This is a genomic window from Streptomyces sp. NPDC091287 (assembly GCF_044768525.1).
Lineage (GTDB): Bacteria > Actinomycetota > Actinomycetes > Streptomycetales > Streptomycetaceae > Streptomyces.
Map to the genome: position 1 here is coordinate 193,694 of NZ_JBIVUV010000020.1, position 24,490 is coordinate 218,183.

The following is a 24,490-nucleotide window of genomic DNA, read 5'->3' on the forward strand; positions in this document are numbered from 1 at the left end:
CCTTGGTGGCGGTGCCTGCTACCGCACCCGGCTGAGGCGGGAGAAGAGGCCCCGGTGCGCCCAGCCCGTGCGGCGTAGTCCTGTCCAGACGCAGCCGGCGGCGATACAGACAGCGAGTGCCGTCGCACCGACCGCGGACGGAAGCGCGGCCATCAGGGCGACGCCCATCAACACGACGACGAACCCGTCGAACTGCCAGGCAACGACCCGCAGCCCGGAGAGGTCGCCGAACGGCGTGATGATGGGGAGGAGCAGTTCGAGCGGAAGATCCAGTTTCATCTCGCGCAGGAACCTGGCGCCCAGCGCCATGACCACCGACCCGGCGACAAGAAGGGCCGTGTCACCCAGATGCCCGCTGTGGTGGTCCCACTGGACGACGACGGCGAAGCCACCCCCCAGGAGAGCACCGATCGCCACCGCGATGACGGGCCAGGCCAGCGTGCGGGCGAGGGTTCCACCCCACCGTTCGCCGAACAGCGGAGCCAGGGTCAGCTCGTCTCGCAGTCCGCGCCACGTCTCGCCCGCCCACCCCGATCCCAGGTACACACACAGCGCCCCCAGTGCCCACAGCCACGACGCCGGTCCGTCCCCCCGCCCGGCAGCCCCGTGCATCAGCACGGAGGAGCCGATCAGAAGGAGTGCCGCGCCCGCGCTCGCGCGCCCGGGTGTCCGCAGTGCTCGGATCGCGCCCTGCGAAAGATATCCGCGAAGACGCCCGTCCGGACGGATCAGGGCCGAGGTGAAACCGGACGGCTCCGGCCGGTACAGATCCAGTGCGTGATGGAGCGTCCCGGTCCAGGCGTAGGTCTGGGCCTGAGAGGCGCGGGCCGACTCGCGGGCGAGCCGGGCGAGGTCGACGGTGCGGATCGCCCGGAGGGCCGCCCGCCCCAGGACCGCCGCGGTGGCCGCCAGCACTCCGGGGAGGAGCCACAGCCCCGTTCCGCTGTCCGGAGCCACTCGGCTCACCCCGGCGACCACAACTGCCGCGCCGCCGATGGCGGAAGCCAGCAGGAGATTGTCGCGCAACGGCCGTACCTGGCCCCAGAGCCACGCGAACGCCGCGAGGGCGCTGAGCCCCACCCCGGACGCGAGGCCCTGCACCGCGGAATCGAGGTGATCGAAGAGGTCGGTCGCGAGGTACGCCGCCGCGCAGGCCGACAGCAGTCCGGTCGTACCGACGTACGTCAGTCTGCGTCGGGCGATCGTGCCGAGGTAGCGCGTCGGGGAGATGTCCGTGGACATGAACACGTGCAGCAGGAACGGCTGGACCACCACCGGCCCCCAGAACCGCCCGGCGATCTGGGCCGCCCAGCACACCGCCACCGCGAGCGCGCAGACCCAGGGCGCCGCCTCCGTGAGAGACCCTACGGAGACCGATGCGGGCGAGGTGCTCCGGGCGTGGACCACCGGCACCAGGTAGAACGCGGCGAACAGGGCGACGAGGTAGAGGGTGTAGGCGTGTCCACGCACCGTGCCGCGGTCGCCCCGGCGGGCGTAACGCTGCCGCACGGCACGGACGCGGGCCGCGGCGTCGGACTCGGGTGCCGCGAGAGTGTCCACCGTCATCCCAGCTCCACGCGGCCGTCACGCACCTCTACCAGGGCGGGCTCATGGGTGGCGACCAGGAAGGCCGTGCCCTCCTCCGCCCGCTCCGTGAGCAGGGTCGCCACCAGTTCGACGCGGTCGCTGTCGAGGTGTCGCTCGGGCTCGTCGAGCAGTACCACGTCGGCGGGGCGCACCAACGTCAGTGCGAGGCTGAAGAGTTGAAGCTGACCCGAAGAGACCTGATGGGGAAACCGCTCGCCCAGCGGGGAGAGTCCCAGTCGCTCGATGACCTCTTCGGCGGCGTCGGCGGTCGTCGCGCTGTTGCCGTACCAGGAGGCGGCAACCAGGGTCACCTGCTCCCGCAGTGTCATGTCACGGGCGAACGGGATCGCGTCGACCAAGGAAGCCATGAGGCGTCGGTGCTGCGGCTTGGCCATGTCCGCGGGTTCGCCCCGCACCGAACCCGAACCGGCCGTGAGACTCCGGCTGCCCAGGAAGGCCCGCAGGAGCGTGGTCTTCCCCGACCCGTTGCCGCCGGTGAGGCACCAGACCTCGCCCGGCATCACCGCGAACGAGGTCGGCTCCAGCAGGGTGACGTCGCCCATGGTGACCGTGGCGCCCTCGGCCGCGATGATGGGAACAGCGGTCACGTCGCCTCCAGAACCACAAGCATCTCCCGTGAGCGTGCAGTGTATGCGTCGCCCGCGTACGATCCGTCGACGGCCGTCACCTCCAAGCCGGCGATCCGTGCCAGCAGCCGTATCTCCGGCAGTGACGCCCAGGTGGCCATCTCGTGGAACGAGGTGAGGGTCGAGGCGCCCTGGACCATGAAGATGCTCATGATGGCCTGGGTCGCGCGGGAGCGGTTTCCTTGTGTTGGGACGCGGAGTCGAGCGGGATCCACTCGGATGTGAGAATCGGTTTCATGCGTCTTTCCGGCGGTGCGCTGGGGAAGACGTTCATGAGAAGGAACTGCAGAGCTTGCGCATCGTCCGACGCCGATGCCCGGCCGGCCGCGAATACCAACTGGTACGGCACGCTCTGCGTGACCCACGAGAAACCCGCCTGGTTCGCGCTCATCACGGAGAGCTGCTGCATGGCGTCGAACAGGGCTTTGGGGCCTCGGCTCGCGGGATTCCAGATGACCTGCGTCCACCCGTGCGGGACCTCCGGGGTCACGTCGCGCCAGGGGCTCGGCTGAGCGTCGCCCGCCTTGGTATCGCGCACCAGCAGGTGGACGTTCTGCACACCCGGGTTCGGGGCGAAGAATCGCCAACCCGGGATGGGCCAGCCCCCGGTGAACTGGCGAAGATCCTGGTTGCAGGAGTCGGGGGTGTTCTGCAGAACGGTCGCGACCAGGTGCGCCGCGACCGCCCCTACGGCCAGCACGCCTGCTGCACCATGAATCCGGCTACTTGGCATGTATGAACCTTCGGACTGCACGTGGCTGTACTGGGTATCGGGTGTGCAGCCCGCCTGGCGCTCCACCCCGTTCGGCGCCCATACATAGATGCCGGTCACGGCGGCGAAGAGCGAGTGCACCTGGATCTGGATGAAATTGCCGAACCTCCGCCGATCGGATCGGTCCGCGTCGAGCAGCTCCGGGTCGGTGCCGTCGACGACGACGAGCTTGCCGATCCGGCCGGCGAAACGGGGGTCCTGGACGTAGGAGGCGGCACTCAGGGAGCCGATCGAGTGGGTCACCACCACGATCTCGCCCTTCGCCCCGACCGCTTCGAGAATGGCGTCGAGGATGTCGGCACTGGACGCGCGGGACTTCGTGAGGCCGTATCCGGCCCGGTGGTAACGGACGACCGTGTGGTCCTGGGCCAGGCTCTCCGCCACCCACTCCCACGATTCGAGGGACTGGCCGAAACTGCCGAAGGCAGGCCCGCTCCTTGTCCGAGTTTTGTGTGGGCTTGGACCGCGGCCCTGCACGATGGGCAGGGAATCCGGAGGCCGGGCCGCCGGAAGCCGGGGCCGTACGCGGCTACGCGGGTGTCGACTTGGGGGAGTAATGCATTTCCGAATGCTGGGTCCGATGCAGCTCGTCGACGACGACCGCACGGTAGGACTGGGGGGCATGAAGCAGCGCGCCACACTCGGCTTCCTGCTGCTCCGGGCGAACCAGGTCGTGGCCACCAGCCAACTGCTGAACGTGCTGTGGGGAGTGGACGGCACGCCCACCACGGCGCGCAAGATCCTGCAGAACGCGGTCCACGGGCTGCGCGGCGTCCTGTCCTCCACCGGGACCGCCCACGATGCCGTGCCGGGCCCAACGCCCGCGCTGCTCACCCAGCCGCCCGGCTACATGATGCGGGTGGACCCCGAACAGGTGGACCTGTATCTGTTCCACCAGTGGGCCGGCCAGGGGCGGGAGCAACTGGCCCGGGGCGCCGCGGACACGGCGTCCGTGCTGCTGAGTGACGCGCTGGCACTGTGGCGCGGGCCCGTCCTGGCCGACCTGGTGGAGGCGGGCATCCGATGGCCGGAGCTGGCCGCGGTCCAGAGCGCCCGGCTGGACGTCATGGAGGACTACTTCGACGCACAGCTCGCCTGCGGGCGCCACCAGGCGATCCTGCCCGAGCTGGAGGAGATGGTCCGCGCCGATCCGCTCAGGGAACGGTGCTGCGGCCAGCTGGTGCTCGCCCTGTACCGGTGCGGACGGCAGGCGGACGCGCTCAACGCGTACAGCAGCGTACGAGCCGCCCTGGTCGAGAATCTCGGCCTGGAGCCCGGCCGCGGTCTGCAACAGCTTCAGCAGGCGATCCTCGTCCAGGACCCCGCGCTGTCCTTCGCCGGGGCGGAGCCGCGCGCCGAGTCCGACCGCCGCCGGATGGGCGTCGTCTCCGTACGCACCCGAATCGCGCCCTCGCTCACCGGCGGTCCGGGCCAGGAGACCGACGGCAGGCCGGACAGCACCGCCCAGTCGGCCAGGGAGCAGGCCGAGCGGCTCGGGGGAACGGTGACCGCCCCCGAGGACTCGGAGAGCGGTGTGTACGAACTCGACATCCTGCGCGGTCTGGTGAAGCGGACCCGGCACCGGGGCGTTCCTCATCTGGTGACGGTTCTCGGGCAGGGCGGCACCGGGAAAAGCAGGCTGCTGCGCGACTTCGGACGCTGGGCCGGTGCCCGTCCCGGCGGGCAACGCGTTCTCGGCGGGCGGGTCTCCCCGGCGGGATCCGGCACCCCGCTGGCCGCCCCGAGGCAGATCCTCGCCGACTACTGCGGCGTCGGCCCGGGGACGGACGAGGCGACGGCGCGGTCCGTGCTCGCCCGGGCCGTCCAGCAACTGTTCCCTTCGGAGCGGACGTCGGAGCTGTTGCTGTCCCGGCTGTGCCGGCTGCTCGCCGCCGACAGCGTCGGCTCCCGCCTCGCCGGGGAGCCGCCCCTCGCCCGAGTGCTGGGCGCCTGGGCCCAGTTCATCCAGGAGGCGGCCAGGCACGAGCTGCTGGTGTTGTGCGTCGACGACCTGCACCGCGCCGACGACCTCGTGCTGGACACCTTCGAGGAGATCGCCGAGGCCTCGACGCCGGGGGCGCTGTTCGTGGTCGCCGCTGCCGGCCCCGAACTGCTGGTGCGCCGCCCGAACTGGGCCGGCGGAAAGAGCCATGTCACCACGGTCACCCTGGACCCGCCGGGGCGCGTCGCCCGCGAACAGCGCCTGGAGCCGACTCGGTTGGAGCGGCTACGGGTCGGCCGGGTTCCGCGCCCGGCCGCGACCGCGGCGGCCGTACAGAGCTTCTCCGGCGGTACCGAGCCGACGACCGGCCCGGCGCCGAGCGGCACGTGGGGCGCCGCGCACACAGACCGTGCAGTGACCGGCCGGTGAGAAGCCGCCCCTAAGGGCTGTCCCGTAATCCCTGGCGGGCGCACGACGACAGCTACGGCACCTCGCCGCGTTGTCGGAACGCCCGAATACATCCAGTATGCGGACGCCCCTCCGCCTTGCGATGCACCGCATCTGACGCCGTGCGCTGATCCACCAAGGATTACGGGACAGCCCTTGGCCTTGCAGTGTCTGTGCAAGCGGTGGTCGGGCGCCCGCCGTCCGGTGCCGAGGAGAAGGAATGCAGCGTATGGCCCGAGAGTCCAACGCCCGCTACCGCCGCCTGATCGAGAACGGTGCGACAGACCTGTCCGTGGCTTTCGACCTGCCTACGCGGACGGGGCACGACTCGGACTCGGGTCCGGCGCGGGGCCGGGTCGGCGGGGCGGGTGTGGCCATCGACTCCATCGACGACATGCGCGTGCTGTTCGACGCGATCCCGCTGGACCGGGTGTCGGCGACGCTGGAGTCCGACGCCACCGCGGCGCCGTTGCTGCTGCTGTACCAACTGGTGGGTGAGGAACAGGGGATCGAGCCCAGGCGGCTCACGGGCACCGTCCACAACGATGTGCTCACCGAGCACATCGTCGAAGGCGACAGCATCTTCCCGCCCGGGCCCGCACTGCGCCTGACCGCGGACATCCTCCGGTACGCGGAGGCCGAGCTCCCGCGGTGGAACACCGTTTCCGTCTCGGCCGGGCGTCTGGCCGGCGCGGGGGCGTCACCGGCGCAGGAGATCGCCTTCACCCTGGCCAACGGCATCGAGTACATCCGAACGGCGGTGGCCGCCGGCCTGGACGCCGATGGCCTCGTGACGCGCCTGTCGTTCACCTACGCCGCCCCCGGCACGAGCCGGGCCGCGCACCGCATCTGGGCGCAGGCGCTGAGGAAGGAGTTCGGCGTACGGATTCCAGGGCCGGACGCGGACGGTGTGCCTGCTGCCGGCCCAGCCGTTGGGATCGTGGAGACCGCCCTGGAACTCATGAGCAGCATCTCCGAGTTGGGTGGTGCGGCGCGCGCGGTCGAGCAGGGCTTCCAGCGGGGCGAGATCGCTCCGCACGAGCGCTCGTGTGTGTTGCCCCTGCCCGGGGCCCCGAAGCGGCTTTCGCACCACGACGGGGCCCTCGCGGCCCGCCAGGCCGAACGCCTCGCCAAACTCCGCGCCTGGCGCTGCCACGAGCGGGTGGGTGCGGCCCTGACCAGGACGCGCGAGGCCGCCGAGGGCACGGCCAACGTCCTCCACCCGATGAAGGACGCGCTCGCGGCCGGGGCCACGGTGGGCGAGGTGTGCGACGTGCTGCGCGAGGTGTGGGTGCCCGGTTACCCAGGGATGAGAGTGCGGGAGATCGGCCGATCTATGTTCTCCGTATGAGTCTGAGGAAGGGTTTGGCATGAGGTCCGTGTCCGCTGAGAACACCGCCTACCGGATTCCGATGAAACCGTCATCCCTACGGGATTCCATGTCGCGCTTCGCCACCGGTGTCATCGTGTTGAGCGTGGGCGGCGAGAACATTCACGGAATGACCGCGAACGCGTTCACGTCCGTTTCCCTGGATCCGCCACAGGTGCTGTGCTGTGTGTCCCGCAGCGCCGTCATGCACAAGGCCCTCATGGCGGAGAAGCACTTCGCCATATCGATTCTCGGATCCGAACAGGAGCAGCTGGCGCGTTACTTCGCCGACAAGAAGAGGCCGCTGGGACCCGAGCAGTACGACGACCTCGCGTGGGAACCGGGTCTCAGGACCCGGGCCCCGTTGCTGCACGGGGCGCTGGCCTGGCTGGAGTGCGAGCTGTCCGAGTGCCACGACTCCGGGGACCACTCCATCTTCATCGGGAACGTGATCGAGGCGAGCAGCAGCGCCGCGGGACCGGCCCTGGTCTTCTTCAATGGAGGGTTCCAGCAGACCGGCACAGCCGGCACGTGACGGATGCGTGAGGGTGGACGCGCGATGCCGAACGACATCGGAAGTGACACGGACAGCGGCGACATCACCATGACGGCCCTCGGGCGAAACTTCGTGCAGGCGCTGAACGAGGGCCTGTCGCGAACGGTGGCCTCGCACACTCCGGCCCGCCCGGGGCACCTCCCCCGTACCGCTGAGCTGTCCGACCCCTACGCGGCCGCCGTGCTCAGACGCTTCAGGGCGTCGCTGGCAGCCGCGGTGGCTCCCGCGGAACAGCACGACGCCACCGTGCGGTCCGCGCTGGTGTGCCGCGCCATGTACCTGTTGGCCGATGCGTTCGGTCTGCCCGCTTCGCCGAGACCGCCGGGGCTGCCACCGCTGCCCGCCCGGCAGGAGGCGCTGGTCGGCACCCTGCTCCTGGAGTGTGCCGCCACGGTGGCCCTGGCCGACGGGCCCTGTCCGGATTCCCGCCGCACACCGGCCGAACTGGTCCGGATACTGGGCCGGTCGGTACGGGAACCGTCCGTGCGCGCCGAGTAGCCCCGCCCGCCGGCAGCCCAAGCCGCCCCTCGTCCCGTTCTCCCGACGCGCCCACCGACCCGCTGGGACAGCGGACGAGAAAGTCGGTTCACCGTCGGACGCCCCACCGGAACCCGCCTCGCCCGCGATTTGTGCGTGCTTTGTGCGGGGCTGGACGGCGGCCCCCCACCATGGGTGGTGAACAAGAGACCGGACCGCGCACAGAGTCGTGCGCACACCACGATCCGGTGAGACCTGCGACTGGCTGCCCCGGTGGGCACGGAAACCCGCCGACAGTCATTCGGCAAAGAGTCTGCACGCCGCTCTGGGGGGAGTATGGCGATGTTCAGCAGGGAAATTCCACCGCACTTCGAAAAATCTGTGCCGGTTTTCCGGACCGTAAACGGAAAGCCCGACTTCAGTATGCGGAACTTTGAAGAGACTTCGTGGAAAGGGGGCGACGGCGATGTTCCGGGTCTTGGGGCATCTGGATGTGTCCGAGGAGGAGGGCGCGTCGGGCGTACGCGGACTACGGCAGAGGGCTGTGCTCGGTTACATCCTGCTCCACCACGGCTCCCCGGTCACCGTGGCCAGGCTGGAGCAGGCACTGTGGCCCTCCGATGCTCCGCCCACCGGCAGGCAGGTGGTATACAACGCGGTGCACGCGCTGCGCAGGGCGGGGTTGCCGCTGGAGAAGCGAGCCGGGGGGTATCAGCTCGGCGTCGCCCCTGATCGGCTCGACGTGGTGCGCTTCCAGCTGCTGCTGGCCCGGGGAAGGACCGACCTGGCGAACGGCCACTGGGAAGCCGCCTCGCGCGTTCTGCGCGAGGCGTTGTCACTGTGGCGCGGCCAAGCGCTCGCCGACCTTGCCGAACAGGGCCTGTACTGGCGGGAGATGGCCGCACTCAACGATTCCAGGCTGACCGCGCTGGAGTACCGCGTGGAGGCGGAGTTCCGGCTGGGCCGCCACCGCGATGTGCTCGGCGAACTGGAGGCCGTGGTCGAGGCGGAACCGCTGCGGGAGCGCCTGTGCGGCCAGCTGATGGAGGCCCTGTACCACTCCGGCAGGCAGGCGGACGCGCTCAGGCTGTACCGCCGTACGCGCACCGGCCTCAACGAGCAGCTCGGCCTGGAGCCGAGCCCCGCGCTGCGCGAGCTGGAGCACGCGATCCTCAACCACGAACTGCGGCCCGAGCCGGCTCCCCCTGCCGTCCCCGCTCCCCGGACGCCCGCGGGGCGGCCCGCCCCCGTCTCCGACTCCGCCACCGTGAGGTCCCTCAGGACGGGGCGCCACGCCGAGTCCGAGCGGCTCGTGCGTGAACACGCGGGCATCGACCCGGACGACTGCGACGAGATCGTGGCGGCGAAGATCCGCTGGGTCGTGCGCCGCGCACTCGACTCCGGCGACCTGGCCACCGTCGTACGCTGCGGGGTGATCGATCTGCTGGCGGGCGTTCGGAACGATGAGACGCTGCGGGCCGGTTCGCTCCTGCTGGACAGGATCTCCCAGCTGCACCAGGCCGAGGCCGTCTCCCGCTGATCCCTCTCCACCTCCTTCGCCTCACCCGGTCCGAGGGGCCACCGGAACTCCGGTGGCCCCTCGGCGCGTCACCTCACGGGGCGGGCAGGTAGGCGACGTCGGTGAAGAAGTCCAGGTAGGTGCCCAGCAGTTCGCTCCGCACCGGCGGGCAGACGATCGAGGTGTCCGCCAGTGCGGCATCGGCCTTGGAGCAGTCGATGCCCGGGTAGGTACCGCCCGGCAACCCCACGAGCTCCACGAACTGGTCGAGCAGCGGCTGCATCGCGTTGGACCGGTCGATACGGACCTTACGGGTCCACGACGTGAGGTCCATCCCGTCGATGCGGTGGCCCCTGGCCCGCAGCGCGTCGATGATCTCGCCGAACGTCAGCCGCGCCGGGTTGGACAGGTTGTAGGTGTCACCGGTGCCGGTGAGCTGCCACGCCAGCTGGAGCATCGCGCCGCTGACGTAGTCGGCGGGCGTCGGGTGGAAGTGGCTCTCCAGACTGTCCGGTACGGCCCGCGCCTCCACGATGCCGCGGATGCTGAGCCAGACGAAGTCCTGCGTCTGGCAGGCACCGTTGACCTGATCACCCGTCACCACGTCCACCCGGTAGGACGACACCGGGATGCCCCGCTCGCGGGCGATGCCGATGATCTCCTCGCACACCCACTTCGACTGCCGATACCCGCTGAAGAGCTGCTCCGGCGGGCCGATCGGCGCGTCCTCGGTCAGGCGTACGCCCTCCTCCGGCAGGTTCGCGTAGACACCGGTCGACGAGATGTAGTGCACCGGCACCGTGCGGTGCTTCGCCGCGATCCGCAGGATCTCCTCCGTCGCGGTGACGTTGGCCGCCTTCAGCTTCGCGTACGGGTAGAGCCAGTTGACGTGGGCGCCGATGTGGAACACCACGTCGGCCTCGCGGGCCAGCCGGTCCGCCGTCTCCGCGCCGAGCCCCAGCCCCGGCGCACCGAGGTCACCCAGGACCACGCGCACCCGGTCCAGCGCTATGCCCGTCCTGTAGTACGCGGACGCGGAACGGATCTTGGCGTAGGCCGCCTCCTCGTCCGCGGCCCGCACCAGGCAGTGCACGGTGGCTCCGGTGGTACGCAGCAGGTCGCGCAGCACGAACGAGCCGATGAAGCCGGTGGCGCCGGTCAGCAGCACATGCTGGGGATCGTCCGTCCTGTGCACGGTGTCCGCGGCCCGGATGTCGTCCGCCAGCCGCACCTCGGCCGTGAAGTCCACGACCCGGCCTCCGCCCGGCGCGCCCAACAGCTCGGAGAGCAGCCGGTCGGTGAGGTCATCGGGCGTGGGGTGGTCGAAGACGAGGGACACCGGCAGTTGCACACCCGTCTCGGCGAGCAGGCCTCCACGCAGGTCCACGGCCGTCAGCGAGTCGAACCCGAGGTCGCCGAAGTTCTGGGTGGCGGTGACCGAACCGGTGGTGTCATGGCCGAGGACCGCCGACGTCGTGTCGAGGACGATACGCAGCACCACCTCGCGCTGCTCGTCGACGGGCAGGCCGGCCAGCCGGTCCAGGAGCGCGCCGCCCGAGGACTGCTGGGCCGCGGCCGTACGGCGGTTCTGCGTGCGCAGCACCTTGCGCATCAGCGCCGGGACGTTCGCGTGCGCGGCGTGCTCACGGGCCAGTGTCACGTCGAAGGGCTGGCCGATCACCAGCGACCGGTCCAGCGACAGCGCCGTGTCCAGGATCGCCGTACCGAGCGGTGTGGGGATCTGCCGCATGCCCTCGCGGGCCATGCGGCTCAGTATCACCGGGGTGAGGTGTGCGGAGACGGCACTGGCCTCCTCCCACAGACCCCATTCGATCGAGACCGCGGGCAGCCCGAGCCCGGCACGGTGCTGTGCGAGGCCGTCGAGGAAGCAGTTCGCCGCGGCGTAGTTGCCCTGGCCGGGGCCGCCGACCGTGGCCGCCATCGACGAGAACAGCACGAACGCGTCGAGGTCGAGGTCCTTGGTCAGTTCGTGCAGATGCCATGCCGCGTCGACCTTCGGCCGCAGCACCGCGTGCAGCTGGTCGGCTGTCATGGTCGCGATCATGCCGTCCTCGGTGATGCCGGCGGTGTGCACGACGGCCTTCAGCGGATGCTCCAGGCCGCCCAGCAGCGCTTCCACGGCGTCGCGGTCGGTGGTGTCGCACGCCTCGACGCGCACATCGGCGCCGAGCGCGGACAACTCCGCGACCAGCTCGGGCGCCCGGCCGCGCCTGCTCACCAACAGCAGGTGCTTCACGCCCTGCGTGGTCACCAGATGCCGGGCGACGACCCTGCCCAGGGCGCCGGTGCCACCGGTGATCAGTACGGTGCCCTCGCCGCCGATGCGGGGGGTGCGAGTCGTCGCGGCAGGGGTCCGCATGAGCCTCGGTACGAACGCCCGGCCGTCCCTGACCGCGATCTGCGGTTCGTTGTCACTGGCCGCGGCGGCGAGCACCGCCGGCAGACTGTCGCGCGCCGGGGCGTCGGTGTCCACCAGCACGATGCGGCCGGGGTACTCGTTCTGCGCTGACCGCACCAGACCCCACACCGCCGTCGCCGCCGGGTCCACGGCATCGGAGTGCACGGCGTCGCGGGTGAGGACGACCAGCTTGACGTCTTCCCCCAACAGCAGCCAGCGCTGCAACAGGTCAAGCGTCCGGCCTGCCGCGTCGTGCGTCGCGGCGACCGGGTCGTCGCCCGGCCGCACCGGCTCGAACAGCAGCGTCTCCGCGTCGTAGGGGATGTCGTCCTCGACGAACGCCCACCGCCCCTCGACGGGCGACGGCAGGTTGACCGGTGCCCACTCGACACCCAGCAGCGCTTCACGGACCTCGGTGTCCTCCGCGTGGAGGGAGAACGGCCGGGTGCGCACCGAGTCGACGGTGAGCACCGGCTGTCCCGCGGCGTCGGTGGCGAGGAGGGACGCGCCCCCGTCACCGTCCGGGGTCAGCCGGACGTTCAGCCCCGTCGCGCCGACCGCGTGCAACTGCACGCCGGACCACTCGGACGGCAGGCCCGAGGTGACGGCCACGTACGGGCGCAGGGCGGAGACGAGCAGCGCGGGGTGGATGCCGAAGCCGTCGCCAGGCACCGATTCCGACAGCCGTACCGTCGTGTACAGCGCGTCGCCGTCACGCCACAGCTCGTCGACGCCCTGGAACGCGGGCCCGTAGCCGAGGCCGAGGCCGTCCAGCGCGGAATCGATCTCCCCGGGTGCCACGGCGACGGCGCCCGCCGGCGGCCACTCGGCGTCCGCGGGCGGTGGGGCGGCGAGCGCGGTGCTGGTGAGTACGCCGGTCGCGTGCAGGGTCCACGCCCCCTCGGAACCGTCCGGGCGGGAACGGATCACGACCGTACGGCTGCTGTCGTCCTCCGCGGCACCGGCGCACACCTGGAGCTGCACCGGGGCGTGCTCGGGGAGCATGACCTGGTTGTGCACGCGCAGCTCCCGCAGCTGGTTGCAGTCGACCTCGTCACCCGTGTGGATCGCGAGCTCCACCAGCGCCGAGCTCGGCAGAACGGTCCTGCCCGACACCGTGAACTCAGCGAGCCACGGCTGGGTCGTGCGGGTCAGACGCGCGGTGAACATCACCGAGTCGTCCTCGGTGTGGACGGTGGCGCCGAGCAGCGGGTGCTCGGCGGCGTGCACGCCCACACCGGCGACGTCCGTCATCGCGCTGCCGGGGTCGAGCCAGAACCGTTTGCGCTGGAACGCGTAGGTCGGCAGGTCGACCGGCCGGGCATCCCCGCCGAAGACCGCGGCCCAGTCGGCCGAGTGGCCGTTGACGTAGGCCGTGGCGAGTGCGGTGAGCACCGTGGTGACCTCGCCGCTGCCCGAGCGCAGCGCGGGGGCGAACGCGTGCTCGGCCAGCGACTGCCGGGCCTGAGCGGTCAGCACACCGTCCGGGCCGAGTTCGATGAACGTCGTCACGCCCAGCTCGTCCAGGTGCGTCACCGCGTGGTGGAACCGGACCGCCCGGCGCACCTGCTTGACCCAGTACTCGGGCGTGGCGACCGTCTCGGCGTCGGCGAGCTTGCCGGTGAGCGTGGAGACGATCGGGATCGACGGCGGCTGGTAGCTCAGCGTGCGGGCCACGGCGTGGAAGTCGTCCAGCATCGCGTCCATACGGTGCGAGTGGAACGCGTGGCTCACCACGAGCGCCTTGGTGCGGCGGCCCCGCGCGGCGATCGTCGACGCCAGCTCCGTGGTCGCGTCGTGGTCACCGGAGACCACCAAGGAGGTGGGGCCGTTGACCGCGGCGAGGCTCACGCTCCCGTCGGCGGGCAGCAGGGCCGAGACCTCGTCCTCGTCCGCCTCGACCGCGATCATCGTGCCGCCGCGCGGCAGCTCGTTCATCAGCCTCGCACGGGCGGCGACGAGCCGGGCGGCGTCACCGAGCCCGAACACGCCGGCGACGTGTGCGGCGGCCAGCTCACCGATCGAGTGCCCGACCAGGTAGTCGGGGGTGACACCCCAGTGCTCGAACAACCGGAACAGCGCGGTTTCCAGGCAGAACAACGACGTCTGGGTGTACAACGTCCGGTCGAGCAGCCCCGCCGCGGGTGTGTCCTCCCGGGCGAAGAAGACCGTGCGCAGCGACACCGGCACCTGGTCGCCGAGCGCGCTGTCGACGGCGTCGATCGCGGCGTCGAGCGCCTCGGCGAACACGGGACGGTCCTCGTACAGCTCACGTCCCATGCCCACGCGCTGCGCACCCTGCCCGGTGAACATCAGAGCGAGCCCACCCATGCCAGCGACGCCCCTGGCCGCCACGGTGTCGCCCAGCAGCACGGCCCGGTGCGGGAACTGCGTACGGGTCGTGGCCAGGGAGAAGCCGACGTCCGCCGGGCGCAGATCCGGGCGCCGCCCGAGGTGCTCGACGAGCCGTGCCGCCTGCTCCTCCAGCGCTTCGGCGCTCTTGGCGCTGACGGGCAGCGGCACGACCCGGCCGCCCGCGGAACCCCCTTCCGGCGCGCCGGGCGTGGGGGACTCCGGTGAGGCGCCGGCGGGCGCCTGTTCCAGTACCAGGTGTGCGTTGGTGCCGCTGAGGCCGAACGCGGAGACGGCGGCCCGGCGCGGCCGGTCCACCTCGGGCCAGGGCTGGGCCTCGCTGAGCAGCCGGGCGTTGCCCGCCGCCCAGTCGACGTGCGGGGTGGGCTCCTCGACGTGCAGGGTCCGCGGCATCACGCCGTGCCGCAGCGCCATCACCATCTTGATGATGCCGCCGATGCCCGCGGCGGCCTGCGTGTGGCCGATGTTGGACTTCAGCGACCCCAGCCAGATCGGCCGGTCGGCCGGCCGGTTCTGCCCGTACGTCGCGAGGAGCGCCTGCGCCTCGATCGGGTCGCCCAGCGTCGTGGCCGTGCCGTGCGCCTCCACCACGTCCACGTCGGACGTCGTCAGCCGCGCGTCGGCGAGCGCCTGCTGGATCACCCGCTCCTGGGCCGGGCCGTTGGGCGCGGTGAGACCGTTGGACGCGCCGTCGGAGTTCACCGCACTGCCCCGGATGACCGCGTGGATCGTGTGCCCCTTGCGGCGGGCGTCGGAGAGCCGCTCCAGCACGACCATGCCGACGCCTTCGCTCCAGCTCGTGCCCTCGGCACCGGCGTCGAACGTGCGGCACCTGCCGTCGGCCGAGAGGTTGCCCTGGCGGCTGAACTCCACCCAGCTCTCGATCGAACCGATCACGGTCGAGCCGCCCGCCAGCGCGAACTCGCACTCGTTGTTGCGCAGCGACTGCACGGCGGTGTGCGTGGCGACCAGCGACGACGAGCAGGCCGTGTCGATGGTGACGGCGGGGCCCTCAAGTCCGAGCGAGTAGGCGATCCGGCCGGAGGCGATGCTGCCGACCATGCCGGTGATGACGTACCCGGCCAGCTCCTCGCTGGTGAAGTGACCGCGGTGGAGGTACGACTGGCCCGCGAGACCGGCGAACACGCCCACCTGACGGCCCTTGAGGGACGTCGGGTCGATCCGGGCGTTCTCGACCGCCTCGTACGCGACCTCCAGCAGCAGCCGCTGCTGCGGGTCCATCGCGAGTGCCTCGCGCTGGTTGATCCGGAAGAACTCGGCGTCGAACTGTGGTGCGGAGCCGATGAATCCGCCGTGCTTCGTGTAGGTCTTGCCGGGCCTGCCCGGATCGGGGTCGTACGTGCCCGCCACGTCCCAGCCGCGGTCGGAGGGGAACTCGGTGATCGCGTCCCGCCCGTTCGCCACGAGGTCCCACAGCTCGTCGGCGTTGGTGACGCCGCCGGGGAACCGTGCGGCCAGGCCGACGATCGCGATGGGCTCGTGCTTCGAGGACTCCAACTCGTCGACGCGCTGCCTGCTCTTCCTCAGGTCGGCCGTCACCCACTTCAGGTACTCCACGGCCTTCTTCTCATCGGACACTGTGATCACGTTCCCTTCGTGCGGCGCGACAGGCGTCAGTTGGTGGCGCGTCCGAGCTGGTTGTCGATGAAGTCGAAGATGTCCTCGGCCGACGCGGACTCGAAGTTCTCGTCCTCGCCGTCGGTGTTCTCGTCAGGGTCCTCGGTCCACTTCGCGAGCATCGCCCGCAACCGGTTGGTGACCGCCGCGGTGTGCGCCGACGTCGGGGCCGAGGCGGCGGCGAGGCTGGCCTCCAGCCGGTCCAGATCGGACTGGACCACCTGGTGCGCCTGGTCCTCCGGGCTGAGCCGCTCGCGCAGGACCTTGGCGAGGGCGGCCGGGGTCGGGTGGTCGAACACGAGCGTCGTGGAGAGATCGAGGCCGGTGGCGGTGAACAGCTGGTTGCGCAGCTCGACCGCCGTCATCGACGTGAACCCGAGGTCGGAGAACGGGTACTCCGCCTCGATCTCCTTCGGGTCGTCGTGCCCGAGCACCTCGGCGATCGCCTCGCGCAGCACCTCCAGCACCACGGCGCCCTGCGCGGCGGCGTCCAGCCCGACGAGCCGGGAGGCGAGCGTCCGGCTGCGCTGCGGCAGTGGTTTCACCAGCCCGCGCAGCACGGCGGGCACAGGGCCGGCGGCGCGGATCCCGGACGGGTCGAGCGCGTTCGCCACCACCGTCGGCCGCCCGGCCGTCACGGCGGCGTCGAACAGCTCCTGGCTCTGCTCCGCCCCCCACGCGACGGCGAGCGCGGGCAGACCGCGGGCGTTGCGGTGCCGGGCCAACGCCTCCAGGTACGCGGCGGTCGCGGCTTCGGCGCCCCGGCCGGTGTGACCGACGGTGCCGACGATCGAGGAGCTGAGCACGAACGCCACCAACTGGCGGCCCTCGGTGAGCCGGTGCAGGTGCCGGGCCACGTCGGCCGCGCCGCGCACCGCCTCGACCAGCTGTTCCGGCGTGAGGTGCGAGACCAGCGCCTCGACGCCGGGCCTCGGCACGTGCACGACGGCCGTGACGTCGTGGGCGTCGAGCACCTGCCGCAGATCGTCCGGGTCGTCGCCGGCCCAGGTGACGACGTCCGTGACGGGCAGGTGGTCGATGAAGGGCGCGTCCCCGGTCGTGAGGACCGTGCCGTGCCAGCGGGGCGCGGGAGCGGACGCGGTGATACGGGCCAGCCGGGCCACCAGGGTCCCGTGGCCGCGCACGGCGACCTGCGGCTCGTCGTCGGGCAGCGCGTCGGGCACCGTTTCACCGTCGACCAGGACGAACCGGCCGGGCTCCTCGTGCTGTGCGGTGCGGACCAGACCCCAGACGGCCGCCGCGACGGGATCGGGGTCCTCGGTGTGGACGGCGTCGTGCGTGTGGACCACGAGCGGCCCGGAGCGCTCGGACCGCAGGGCGTGCAGCACCGTGGTGAGCACCTCCTCCAGATCGCCGAACCGCGGCACCTCCAGTACGTCGAACTCGGTGGCACCGGACTTCGCGGACGGCACCCAGGCGAGGTCGAACAGGGCGTGCTGCGCGGCGCTGACCGGCGCCGTGGTGACCTGCTCGGCGGTCAGCACCGGCACGCCGTCCTCGTCCGTCGCGAGGAGACCGCCGTCGAACCGGACGCGCAGGGTCGTCGCCCTGGCACGGTGCAGCCGGACGTTGCGCCAGTGCAGTGGCTGCACCGGCACTCCGCCCTGCTGGAGCACGGCGGTGAGCAGCCCCGGGTCGACGCCGTGCTCCGTCGAGTCCGTGGTGGCCTCGGCGTAGAAGGTGCTGCCGTCGCGCCACGCCTGCGTGACGCCGTCCGCCTGGGGGCCGACCTCGGCGGCGTTCGGCGGCCAGGGGAGGCCCGGCGCGTCGGAGTTCACCGTGGCGAGCGTGCCGGTGGCGTGGCGCTGCCACGGCGCGCCGTCGGCACGGGAGTGGATCGTGAGCCTCGTGCCGTTGACCGCGACCTGGAGCAGCAGCGCCTCGCCGGGCGGCAGGGGCGACTCGACGGTCAGCTCCTCCAGCCCGTCGTCCGCCGCGTGCAGGGCGAGGTCGAGCAGGGTCGCGGCGCCGTGTTCGGCGTTGGCGGTACGGCCGGTGAACAGGACGGTGTCGCTGTCCGCCTGCTGTATCTCACCGCCGAGCAGCGGATGCCCGCCCGGCAGGAGCCCGAGCCCGGCGGCGTCGACGGGGCCGACGTCGGTGAGCCAGTAACTCTGCTGCTGGAAAGCGTAGTTCGGCAGCTCTACGGTGTTGCCCGCAGGCAGCACCGGAGAACTGCCGTGTACGTAGGCCGTGCCGAGAGCGGTGAGCACGCCGGTGACCTCGGACTGGGCGGTACGGAGCGTCCCGGAGAACGGGCCCTTCGCGAACTGCTGTGCGGCGGCGCTGAGTACGGGGTCGGGGCCGAGCTCGATGAAGACGGTGCCCTCCGGAAGCGCCGTCACGGCGTCGTGGAAGCGAACCGCCGAGCGGACTTGGGTGACCCAGTATTCGGGGTCGGTCATCGTGAGGTCGGTGGCGACCGTCGGGACGATCGGGATCGTGGGCCGGTGGTAGGTGAGCTGTGTCGTGGTGGCGCGGAAGTCGTCGAGCATCGCGTCCATGTGGTGCGAGTGGAAGGCGTGGCTGACGGTGAGTTGTTTGGTGCGGCGTCCTTGTTCGCGGAACTTCTCCGCGATCCGGTCGGTGGCGTCGGTGTCGCCGGAGACCACGGTCGAGCGGGGTCCGTTGATGGCGGCGATGCTCACGCCGTCGTCGAGGTGGGGGGTGACTTCTTCTTCGGTGGCTTCGATGGCGGTCATGGTGCCGGTGTGGGGGAGGGCGTCCATGAGGGTGGCGCGGGCGGTGACGAGTCGTGCCGCGTCGTCGAGGGTGAGGATGCCGGCGACGTGGGCGGCGGTGATTTCGCCGATGGAGTGGCCGACGAGGTGGTCGGGTGTGATGCCCCAGGACTCGTAGAGGCGGTAGAGGGCGGTTTCCAGTGCGAAGAGTGCGGGTTGTGTCAGGCGGGTGCGGTCGAGGTCGCCGGTGAAGTACTCGTCCTGGATGCCGAGTGCCGCGAGTGCGGCGTCGAGCGCTTCACGGAAGACCGGGTACGTCTCGTAGAGCTCGCGGCCCATGCCTGCGCGCTGCGAGCCCTGCCCGGTGAACAGGAACGCCAGACCGCCCTTGCCGACAACGCCGTCGACCAGCTCCTCCGTACCGAACAGCAGCGCCCGGTGGTCGAACTGCGCACGCCCGGCGAGGGTGTGAGCGACATCCGGGGCGACCAGCTCGGGATGCTCGGCCAGATGCTGCTTGAGCCTGGCGACCTGCGTCGTCAGGGCCTCGGCCGTCCGCGCCGACACCAGGAACGGCACCGGCACCGGCTCCGCCGCGGACGCGGCCGCGGGGGAGTCGGAATCGGAGGAGCCTGGAGCGTCCGGTGCGGGCGCCGGAGGCTCCTCGATGATCAGGTGCGCGTTCGTGCCCGAGATGCCGAAGGACGAAATTCCCGCCCTGCGCGGCCGGTCCCCGGCCGGCCACGGCCGGGCCTCCGCCAGCAGCGTCACCGAGCCCGTCGACCAGTCGACCTCAGGCGTCGGCTCGTCGACGTTCAGGGTGCGCGGCAGCAGGTCGTGCTTCATCGCCATCACCATCTTGATGACGCCGGCGACGCCGGCCGCGCCCTGTGTGTGCCCCAGGTTCGACTTGAGCGACCCCATCAGCAGCGGAGACGTCCGGTTCTGCCCGTAGGTCGCGAGGACGGCCTGTGCCTCGATCGGATCGCCGAGTACGGTCCCCGTGCCGTGTGCCTCCAGGGCGTCCACGTCTGCCGGGACGAGCCCGCCGGAGGCGAGCGCCTCCTGGATCACCCGCTCCTGGGACGGGCCGTTGGGGGCGGTGAGCCCGTTGGAGGCCCCGTCGGAGTTCACCGCTGAGCCGCGGATGACCGCGTGGACGGTGTGGCCGTTGCGTACCGCGTCCGACAGCCGCTCCAGGAGCAGCAGGCCCGCGCCCTCGGCGAAGCTGGTGCCGTCGGCGCCGGCGCCGAACGACTTCACCCGGCCGTCTCGCGCGAGGCCGCCCTGACGGCTGAACTCGGTGAAGATGTCCGGCTGCGCGATCACCGTGACACCGCCGGCCAACGCCAGATCGCACTCACCGGACCGCAGCGTCCGCATCGCGATGTGCGTGGCCATCAGCGAGGAGGAGCACGAGGTGTCGACCGTCAGCGCGGGCCCCTCGAACCCGTACGCGTAGGCGATGCGGCCGGAGGCGACGGCGTTGGAGATGCCCGTCATCACGTGGCCCTCCACCTCGTCGAACGCCTGGGACCCGCGGGGCGCGTAGTCCTGACCGAGCAGTCCGACGTACGTGGCGGTCCTGCTGCCGCGCAACGACTTCGGGTTGATGCCGGCGTTCTCGAACAGCTCCCACGACGTCTCCATCAGCACGCGCTGCTGCGGATCCATCGCCAGCGCTTCCTTCGGCGAAATACCGAAGAACGCCGCGTCGAAGCGGTCGGCGTCGTGCAGGAACCCGCCGACCCTGATGTAGGAGGTGCGTGACCGGGTGCGCTCCGGGTCGTAGAGACCGTCGAGGTCCCACCCCCGGTTCGTCGGGAACCCGGTGATCGCGTCCTGCTCACCCGCGACGAGCCGCCACAGGTCCTCCGGCGTGCGCACATCGCCGGGGAGGCGGCACGCCATGGAGACGATGGCGATCGGCTCGTCGTCGGTCACGACCGCACGGACGACCGGAGCGGCGGCACTGGCCCCACCGGTGAGCTTCGACCGCAGGAACGCGGCCATGGCGGCGGCCGTCGGATGGTCGAAGATGATCGTCGCGGGCAGCCGGACCCCGGTCGCCGCACTCAGGCGGTTGCGCAGCTCGACGGCGGTGAGCGAGTCGAAACCGATGTCCTTGAAGGGAGTTTCGGGGTCGACCGCGTCGCCGCCGCTGTGGCCGAGCGTGTAGGCGACGTGCTCACGCACGATGCCGAGCAGCAGTTCCAGCCGGCCGGCCTCGTCGCGGGCGGCCAACGCACTCGCCAGGGCGTTGGTGTCCGCGGTCCGGGCGCTCGCGGTGCGTCGCGACGGCGTACGGACGAGCGCTCGCAGCACCGGCGCCACCTCACCGCGCAGCGACGACAGGGTGATCGGGGCGGTGAGGACCGCGGCCTGGCCGAGGGTGAGAGCGGCGTCGAACATCCCGACACCCTGCGCGGCGTTGATCGAGGGGAAGCCCTCGCGGGCCATCCGGGCGAGGTCGGTCGTGGTGAGGTGCGCGCTCATCGCGCTCGCGTCCTCCCACAGGCCCCACGCCATCGACACCGCGGGCAGCCCCCGCTCACGGCGGTGGTGCGCGAGTGCGTCGAGGTAGGCGTTGGCGGCGGCGTAGTTGCCCTGGCCGGGACCGCCCAACGTACCGGCCATGGAGGAGTACAGGACGAACGCCGCAAGGTCGCGGTCCTGGGTCAGCTCGTGCAGGTGCCACGCCGCGTCCGCCTTGTTGCGCAGCACCACGTGAAGTTGCTCGGGCGTCAGGTTGGTGACCATCGCATCGTCCAGCACACCCGCGGTGTGCACGACGCCCGTGAGGTTCTCCACCCCGGCCAGGAGCGCGGCGAGCGCCTCCCGGTCGCTCGCGTCGCACGCCGCGATCGTCACGTCGGCGCCGAGCTCGGTGAGCTCCGCCGCCAGCTCGGGGGCGTGCCCGCGCCGACTGGTCAGCAGCAGTCGGCGGACGCCGTGCCGCTCCACCAGGTGCTTCGCGAGGATCGCGCCGAGCGTGCCGGTACCGCCCGTGATGAGCACGGTGCCCTCGGGGTCGAGCGGCCGGTCGACGGTGAGAGCGATCTTGCCGGTGTGCTTGGCCTGCCCCATGTACCGGAAAACGGCGGGCGCCTGGGGCACCGGCCATGCCTGCACCGGCAGTGCGGTGAGCACCTGCCGCTCGAACAGGTCGCACAGCTCGGCGAGCAGCGCCTGGAGGGTGTCCGGGTCACTGGCGTTGAGGTCGTAGGCGGTGTACGCCACGCCCGTGTGCCGCTGTGCCACCTCGTCGGCGTCCCGGATGTCGGTCTTGCCGATCTCCAGGAAGCGGCCTCCGTTCGGCATCAGCCGCAGCGAAGCATCCACGAAATCGCCCGCGAGCGAGTCAAGCACCACGTCGACACCGCTGCCGCCGGTCTCACGGAGGATGTGCTCCTCGAAGTCCAGCGTGCGGGAGTTGGCGATGTGACGGTCGTCGACACCGAGCGACCGCAGCACGTCCCACTTCGGCAGGCTGGCCGTCGCGTACACCTCCGCGCCGTAGTGGCGGGCCAGCTGGATCGCCGCCATGCCGACGCCGCCGGTGCCGGCGTGGATGAGGACCTTCTCGCCCGCGGACAGACCGGCGATGTTCCGCAGACCCAGCAGCGCGGTCATCCAGACGATCGGAGCGGTCGCCGCCTGAGCGAACGTCCAGCTGCCCGGCATCGCGTGCAGCGCCCGGTGGTCCCCGACGGCCTGCTGGGAGAACGTCCCCTCCGCGAGACCGAACACACGGTCGCCCACGGCCATCGTGGTGACGTCCGGCGCGACCTCGATCACGATGCCCGCGACCTCACCGCCGAGCGGTGGCAGCGGGTCGTGCGGGTACATGCCGAGCGCGATCAGTACGTCACGGAAGTTGACGCCGGACGCACGGACCTCCAGCCGCACCTCACCGGGGAGCAGCGGCTGGGACACCCGCTCGTCCGCGGTGATGGCCAGCGTCTCCAGGGTGCCCGCCCCCGTGGACACCAGCTGCCAGGTGTCGTCCGGCACGGGCAACAGCGCATCCGCGTCGGGCCGGATCAGACGGGCGGCTCGGACCTCCTCGCCGCGCACGAGCAGCTGGTTCTCATCGGCGGCGATCGCACCGCTGACCACGGCGGCGTCGAAGTCACCGTCGAGCAGCACGATCCGCCCGGGGTTCTCCGTCTGGGCCGACTTCACCAGACCCCACACCGCTGCCGCGGCAAGATCCGGCGTGCCGGTGTCCACCGCGTCGCGCGTGTGGACCACGAGAACGTCATCGGTGTCGCTCGCCAGCCACTCCTGCAACGAGGTCAGCACGGACTCGGCGACCTCGTGCAGCTCGCCGCCGCGGGGCACGGTCAGCACGTGGTGGGGCGCGTCGGGCGCGTCGACCGGCAGGGTGAGGGGCTGCCAGCTCGGCACGAGCAGCGGTTCGGTGGACGACGTGCGCACCTGGAGCTGGTCGGCGCTGACCGGTCGAGTCGCGAGCCGCGCGACCGAGATGACCGGCTGACCGGCGTGGTCCACGGCGTGCAGGGCGAGCCCGCCCTCGCCGGCCGGGGTGATCCGCGCGCGGAGCGCCGTGGCGCCCGAGGCGTGCAGCCGCACGCCGTTCCAGGAGAACGGCAGGCTGATGCTGCCGTCGGTGGAGTGCTGGTGGGCGTACGCGTGCAGCGCCGAGTCGAGGAGCGCCGGGTGGATACCGAAGGCCGCGTCGTGCACCGCCTCGGGCAGCACGATCTCGACAAACAGCGCGTCGTCGGACCGCCAGGCGGCGGTCAGACCCTGGAACGCCGGCCCGTAACCGAGCCCGATGCGCTCCAGCGCGGGGTACACGTCCTCGATGGGCACGGGCTGCCCCTGGGGCGGCCATACGAGGGTCTCGGCGGACGCCGCGGAGGTGCTGAGCGTCGCCGTGGCGTGCAGATCCCATGAACGGCCGGCTGAACGCGAGTGGATGGAGACCGTGTTGTCCTTGAGCGCCACCTGGAGCTGTACGGCTTCGTCGGTGAGGAACAGCGGCGCCGCGACCAGCATCTCGTCGACCGTGTCGAACCCGGCCTGGTCCCCGGCGTGAATCGCCAGCTCGATGAACGCGGTACCGGGCACGATCACGTTGCCCATCACCGTGTGATCGGCCAGCCACGGGTGCGAGTTCCGCGAAACCTGCCCGGTGAACAGAGTCGTGTCGCTGTCCACCGCGTGAATCAGGCTGGACAGCAGCGGATGCTCCACCGAGGTCTGGCCGAGTGCCGAGGAGTTCTGGGCGCTCCGGGGTGCCTCCAGCCAGTAGCTCTGTCGCTGAAAGGCGTAGCCGGGGAGGCTGCTGAGCTGCGTGGCGTGAGGTGTGGTGACCGGGCGCCCGTGGACGTAGGCGGTGCCGAGTGCGGTGAGGGTGGTGGTGGTCTCGTCGCGTCCGCGGCGCAGTGCGGGGGTGAAGGTGCCTTCTGCGGATTGCTGGGCCTGGGCGGTGAGGACGCCGTCGGGGCCGAGTTCGATGTAGGTGGTGACGCCGCGCGTCTCCAGCTCCTGGACGGCTTGGTGGAAGTGGACTGTTGCGCGGACTTGGGTGACCCAGTATTCGGGGTCGGTCATTGCGAGGTCGGTGGCGACCGTCGGGACGATCGGGATCGTGGGCCGGTGGTAGGTGAGCTGTGTCGTGGTGGCGCGGAAGTCGTCGAGCATCGCGTCCATGTGGTGCGAGTGGAAGGCGTGGCTGACGGTGAGTTGTTTGGTGCGGCGTCCTTGTTTGCGGAACTTCTCCGCGATCCGGTCGGTGGCGTCGGTGTCGCCGGAGATGACCACGGAGGTGGGGCCGTTGACGGCGGCGATGCTCACGCCGTCGTCGAGGTGGGGGGTGACTTCTTCTTCGGTGGCTTCGATGGCGGTCATGGTGCCGGTGTGGGGGAGGGCGTCCATGAGGGTGGCGCGGGCGGTGACGAGTCGTGCCGCGTCGTGGAGGGTGAGGATGCCGGCGACGTGGGCGGCGGTGATTTCGCCGATGGAGTGGCCGACGAGGTGGTCGGGTGTGATGCCCCAGGACTCGTAGAGGCG

General features: G+C 71.2%; 11 protein-coding genes. 5 read left to right on the top strand and 6 right to left on the bottom strand.

Features of this window, described 5'->3' with window-relative positions; translation table 11 throughout:
- Positions 1-18: 18 nt before the first annotated feature.
- From ACIQRW_RS30565 to ACIQRW_RS30580, 4 genes are read right to left on the bottom strand one after another with little or no spacing between them, the layout of a single operon-like run.
- Positions 19-1,566: a hypothetical protein gene (locus ACIQRW_RS30565; RefSeq protein ID WP_403766276.1), complete on the bottom strand. Its 1,548-nt coding sequence runs from the start codon at positions 1,564-1,566 to the stop codon at positions 19-21.
- Positions 1,563-2,195, bottom strand: a complete 633-nt coding sequence (locus ACIQRW_RS30570) for an ATP-binding cassette domain-containing protein (protein ID WP_403766279.1) — start codon at positions 2,193-2,195, stop codon at positions 1,563-1,565. Before ACIQRW_RS30570 ends, ACIQRW_RS30565 begins: the two co-directional genes overlap by 4 nt.
- A complete protein-coding gene (locus tag ACIQRW_RS30575) occupies positions 2,192-2,386 on the bottom strand; it encodes a hypothetical protein (protein WP_403766282.1) in 195 nt (64 codons plus the stop codon). Before ACIQRW_RS30575 ends, ACIQRW_RS30570 begins: the two co-directional genes overlap by 4 nt.
- Complete coding sequence (locus ACIQRW_RS30580) at positions 2,383-3,630, bottom strand: alpha/beta fold hydrolase (protein WP_403766328.1); 1,248 nt, start codon at positions 3,628-3,630, stop codon at positions 2,383-2,385. Before ACIQRW_RS30580 ends, ACIQRW_RS30575 begins: the two co-directional genes overlap by 4 nt.
- Between ACIQRW_RS30580 and ACIQRW_RS30585 the strand changes: the two genes are divergently transcribed.
- The 5 genes from ACIQRW_RS30585 to ACIQRW_RS30605 all read left to right on the top strand — a co-directional run bounded on the left by ACIQRW_RS30585 (position 3,587) and on the right by ACIQRW_RS30605 (position 9,337).
- A complete protein-coding gene (locus ACIQRW_RS30585) occupies positions 3,587-5,377 on the top strand; it encodes a BTAD domain-containing putative transcriptional regulator (protein WP_403766284.1) in 1,791 nt (596 codons plus the stop codon). The two genes, ACIQRW_RS30580 and ACIQRW_RS30585, sit on opposite strands and share 44 nt — an antisense overlap.
- Positions 5,378-5,624: 247 nt before the next feature.
- Positions 5,625-6,746 (top strand): methylmalonyl-CoA mutase family protein, encoded by a 1,122-nt coding sequence (locus ACIQRW_RS30590; protein ID WP_403766287.1) that lies wholly within the window; start codon positions 5,625-5,627, stop codon positions 6,744-6,746.
- 88 nt (positions 6,747-6,834) lie between these two features.
- Positions 6,835-7,299: a flavin reductase family protein gene (locus ACIQRW_RS30595; protein ID WP_403766290.1), complete on the top strand. Its 465-nt coding sequence runs from the start codon at positions 6,835-6,837 to the stop codon at positions 7,297-7,299.
- Positions 7,300-7,323: 24 nt separating this feature from the next.
- Positions 7,324-7,818, top strand: a complete 495-nt coding sequence (locus ACIQRW_RS30600) for a hypothetical protein (protein ID WP_403766293.1) — start codon at positions 7,324-7,326, stop codon at positions 7,816-7,818.
- A gap of 445 nt (positions 7,819-8,263) precedes the next feature.
- Positions 8,264-9,337 (top strand): BTAD domain-containing putative transcriptional regulator, encoded by a 1,074-nt coding sequence (locus ACIQRW_RS30605; protein ID WP_403766296.1) that lies wholly within the window; start codon positions 8,264-8,266, stop codon positions 9,335-9,337.
- A gap of 73 nt (positions 9,338-9,410) precedes the next feature.
- On the opposite strand, the gene ACIQRW_RS30610 is transcribed toward ACIQRW_RS30605, so the two are convergent.
- Both ACIQRW_RS30610 and ACIQRW_RS30615 read right to left on the bottom strand, forming a co-directional pair.
- Positions 9,411-15,716: a thioester reductase domain-containing protein gene (locus ACIQRW_RS30610; RefSeq protein ID WP_403766299.1), complete on the bottom strand. Its 6,306-nt coding sequence runs from the start codon at positions 15,714-15,716 to the stop codon at positions 9,411-9,413.
- A 26-nt stretch (positions 15,717-15,742) separates the two neighbouring features.
- On the bottom strand, positions 15,743-24,490 hold an 8,748-nt coding region (locus tag ACIQRW_RS30615; protein ID WP_403766302.1), incomplete at its 5' end, for an SDR family NAD(P)-dependent oxidoreductase.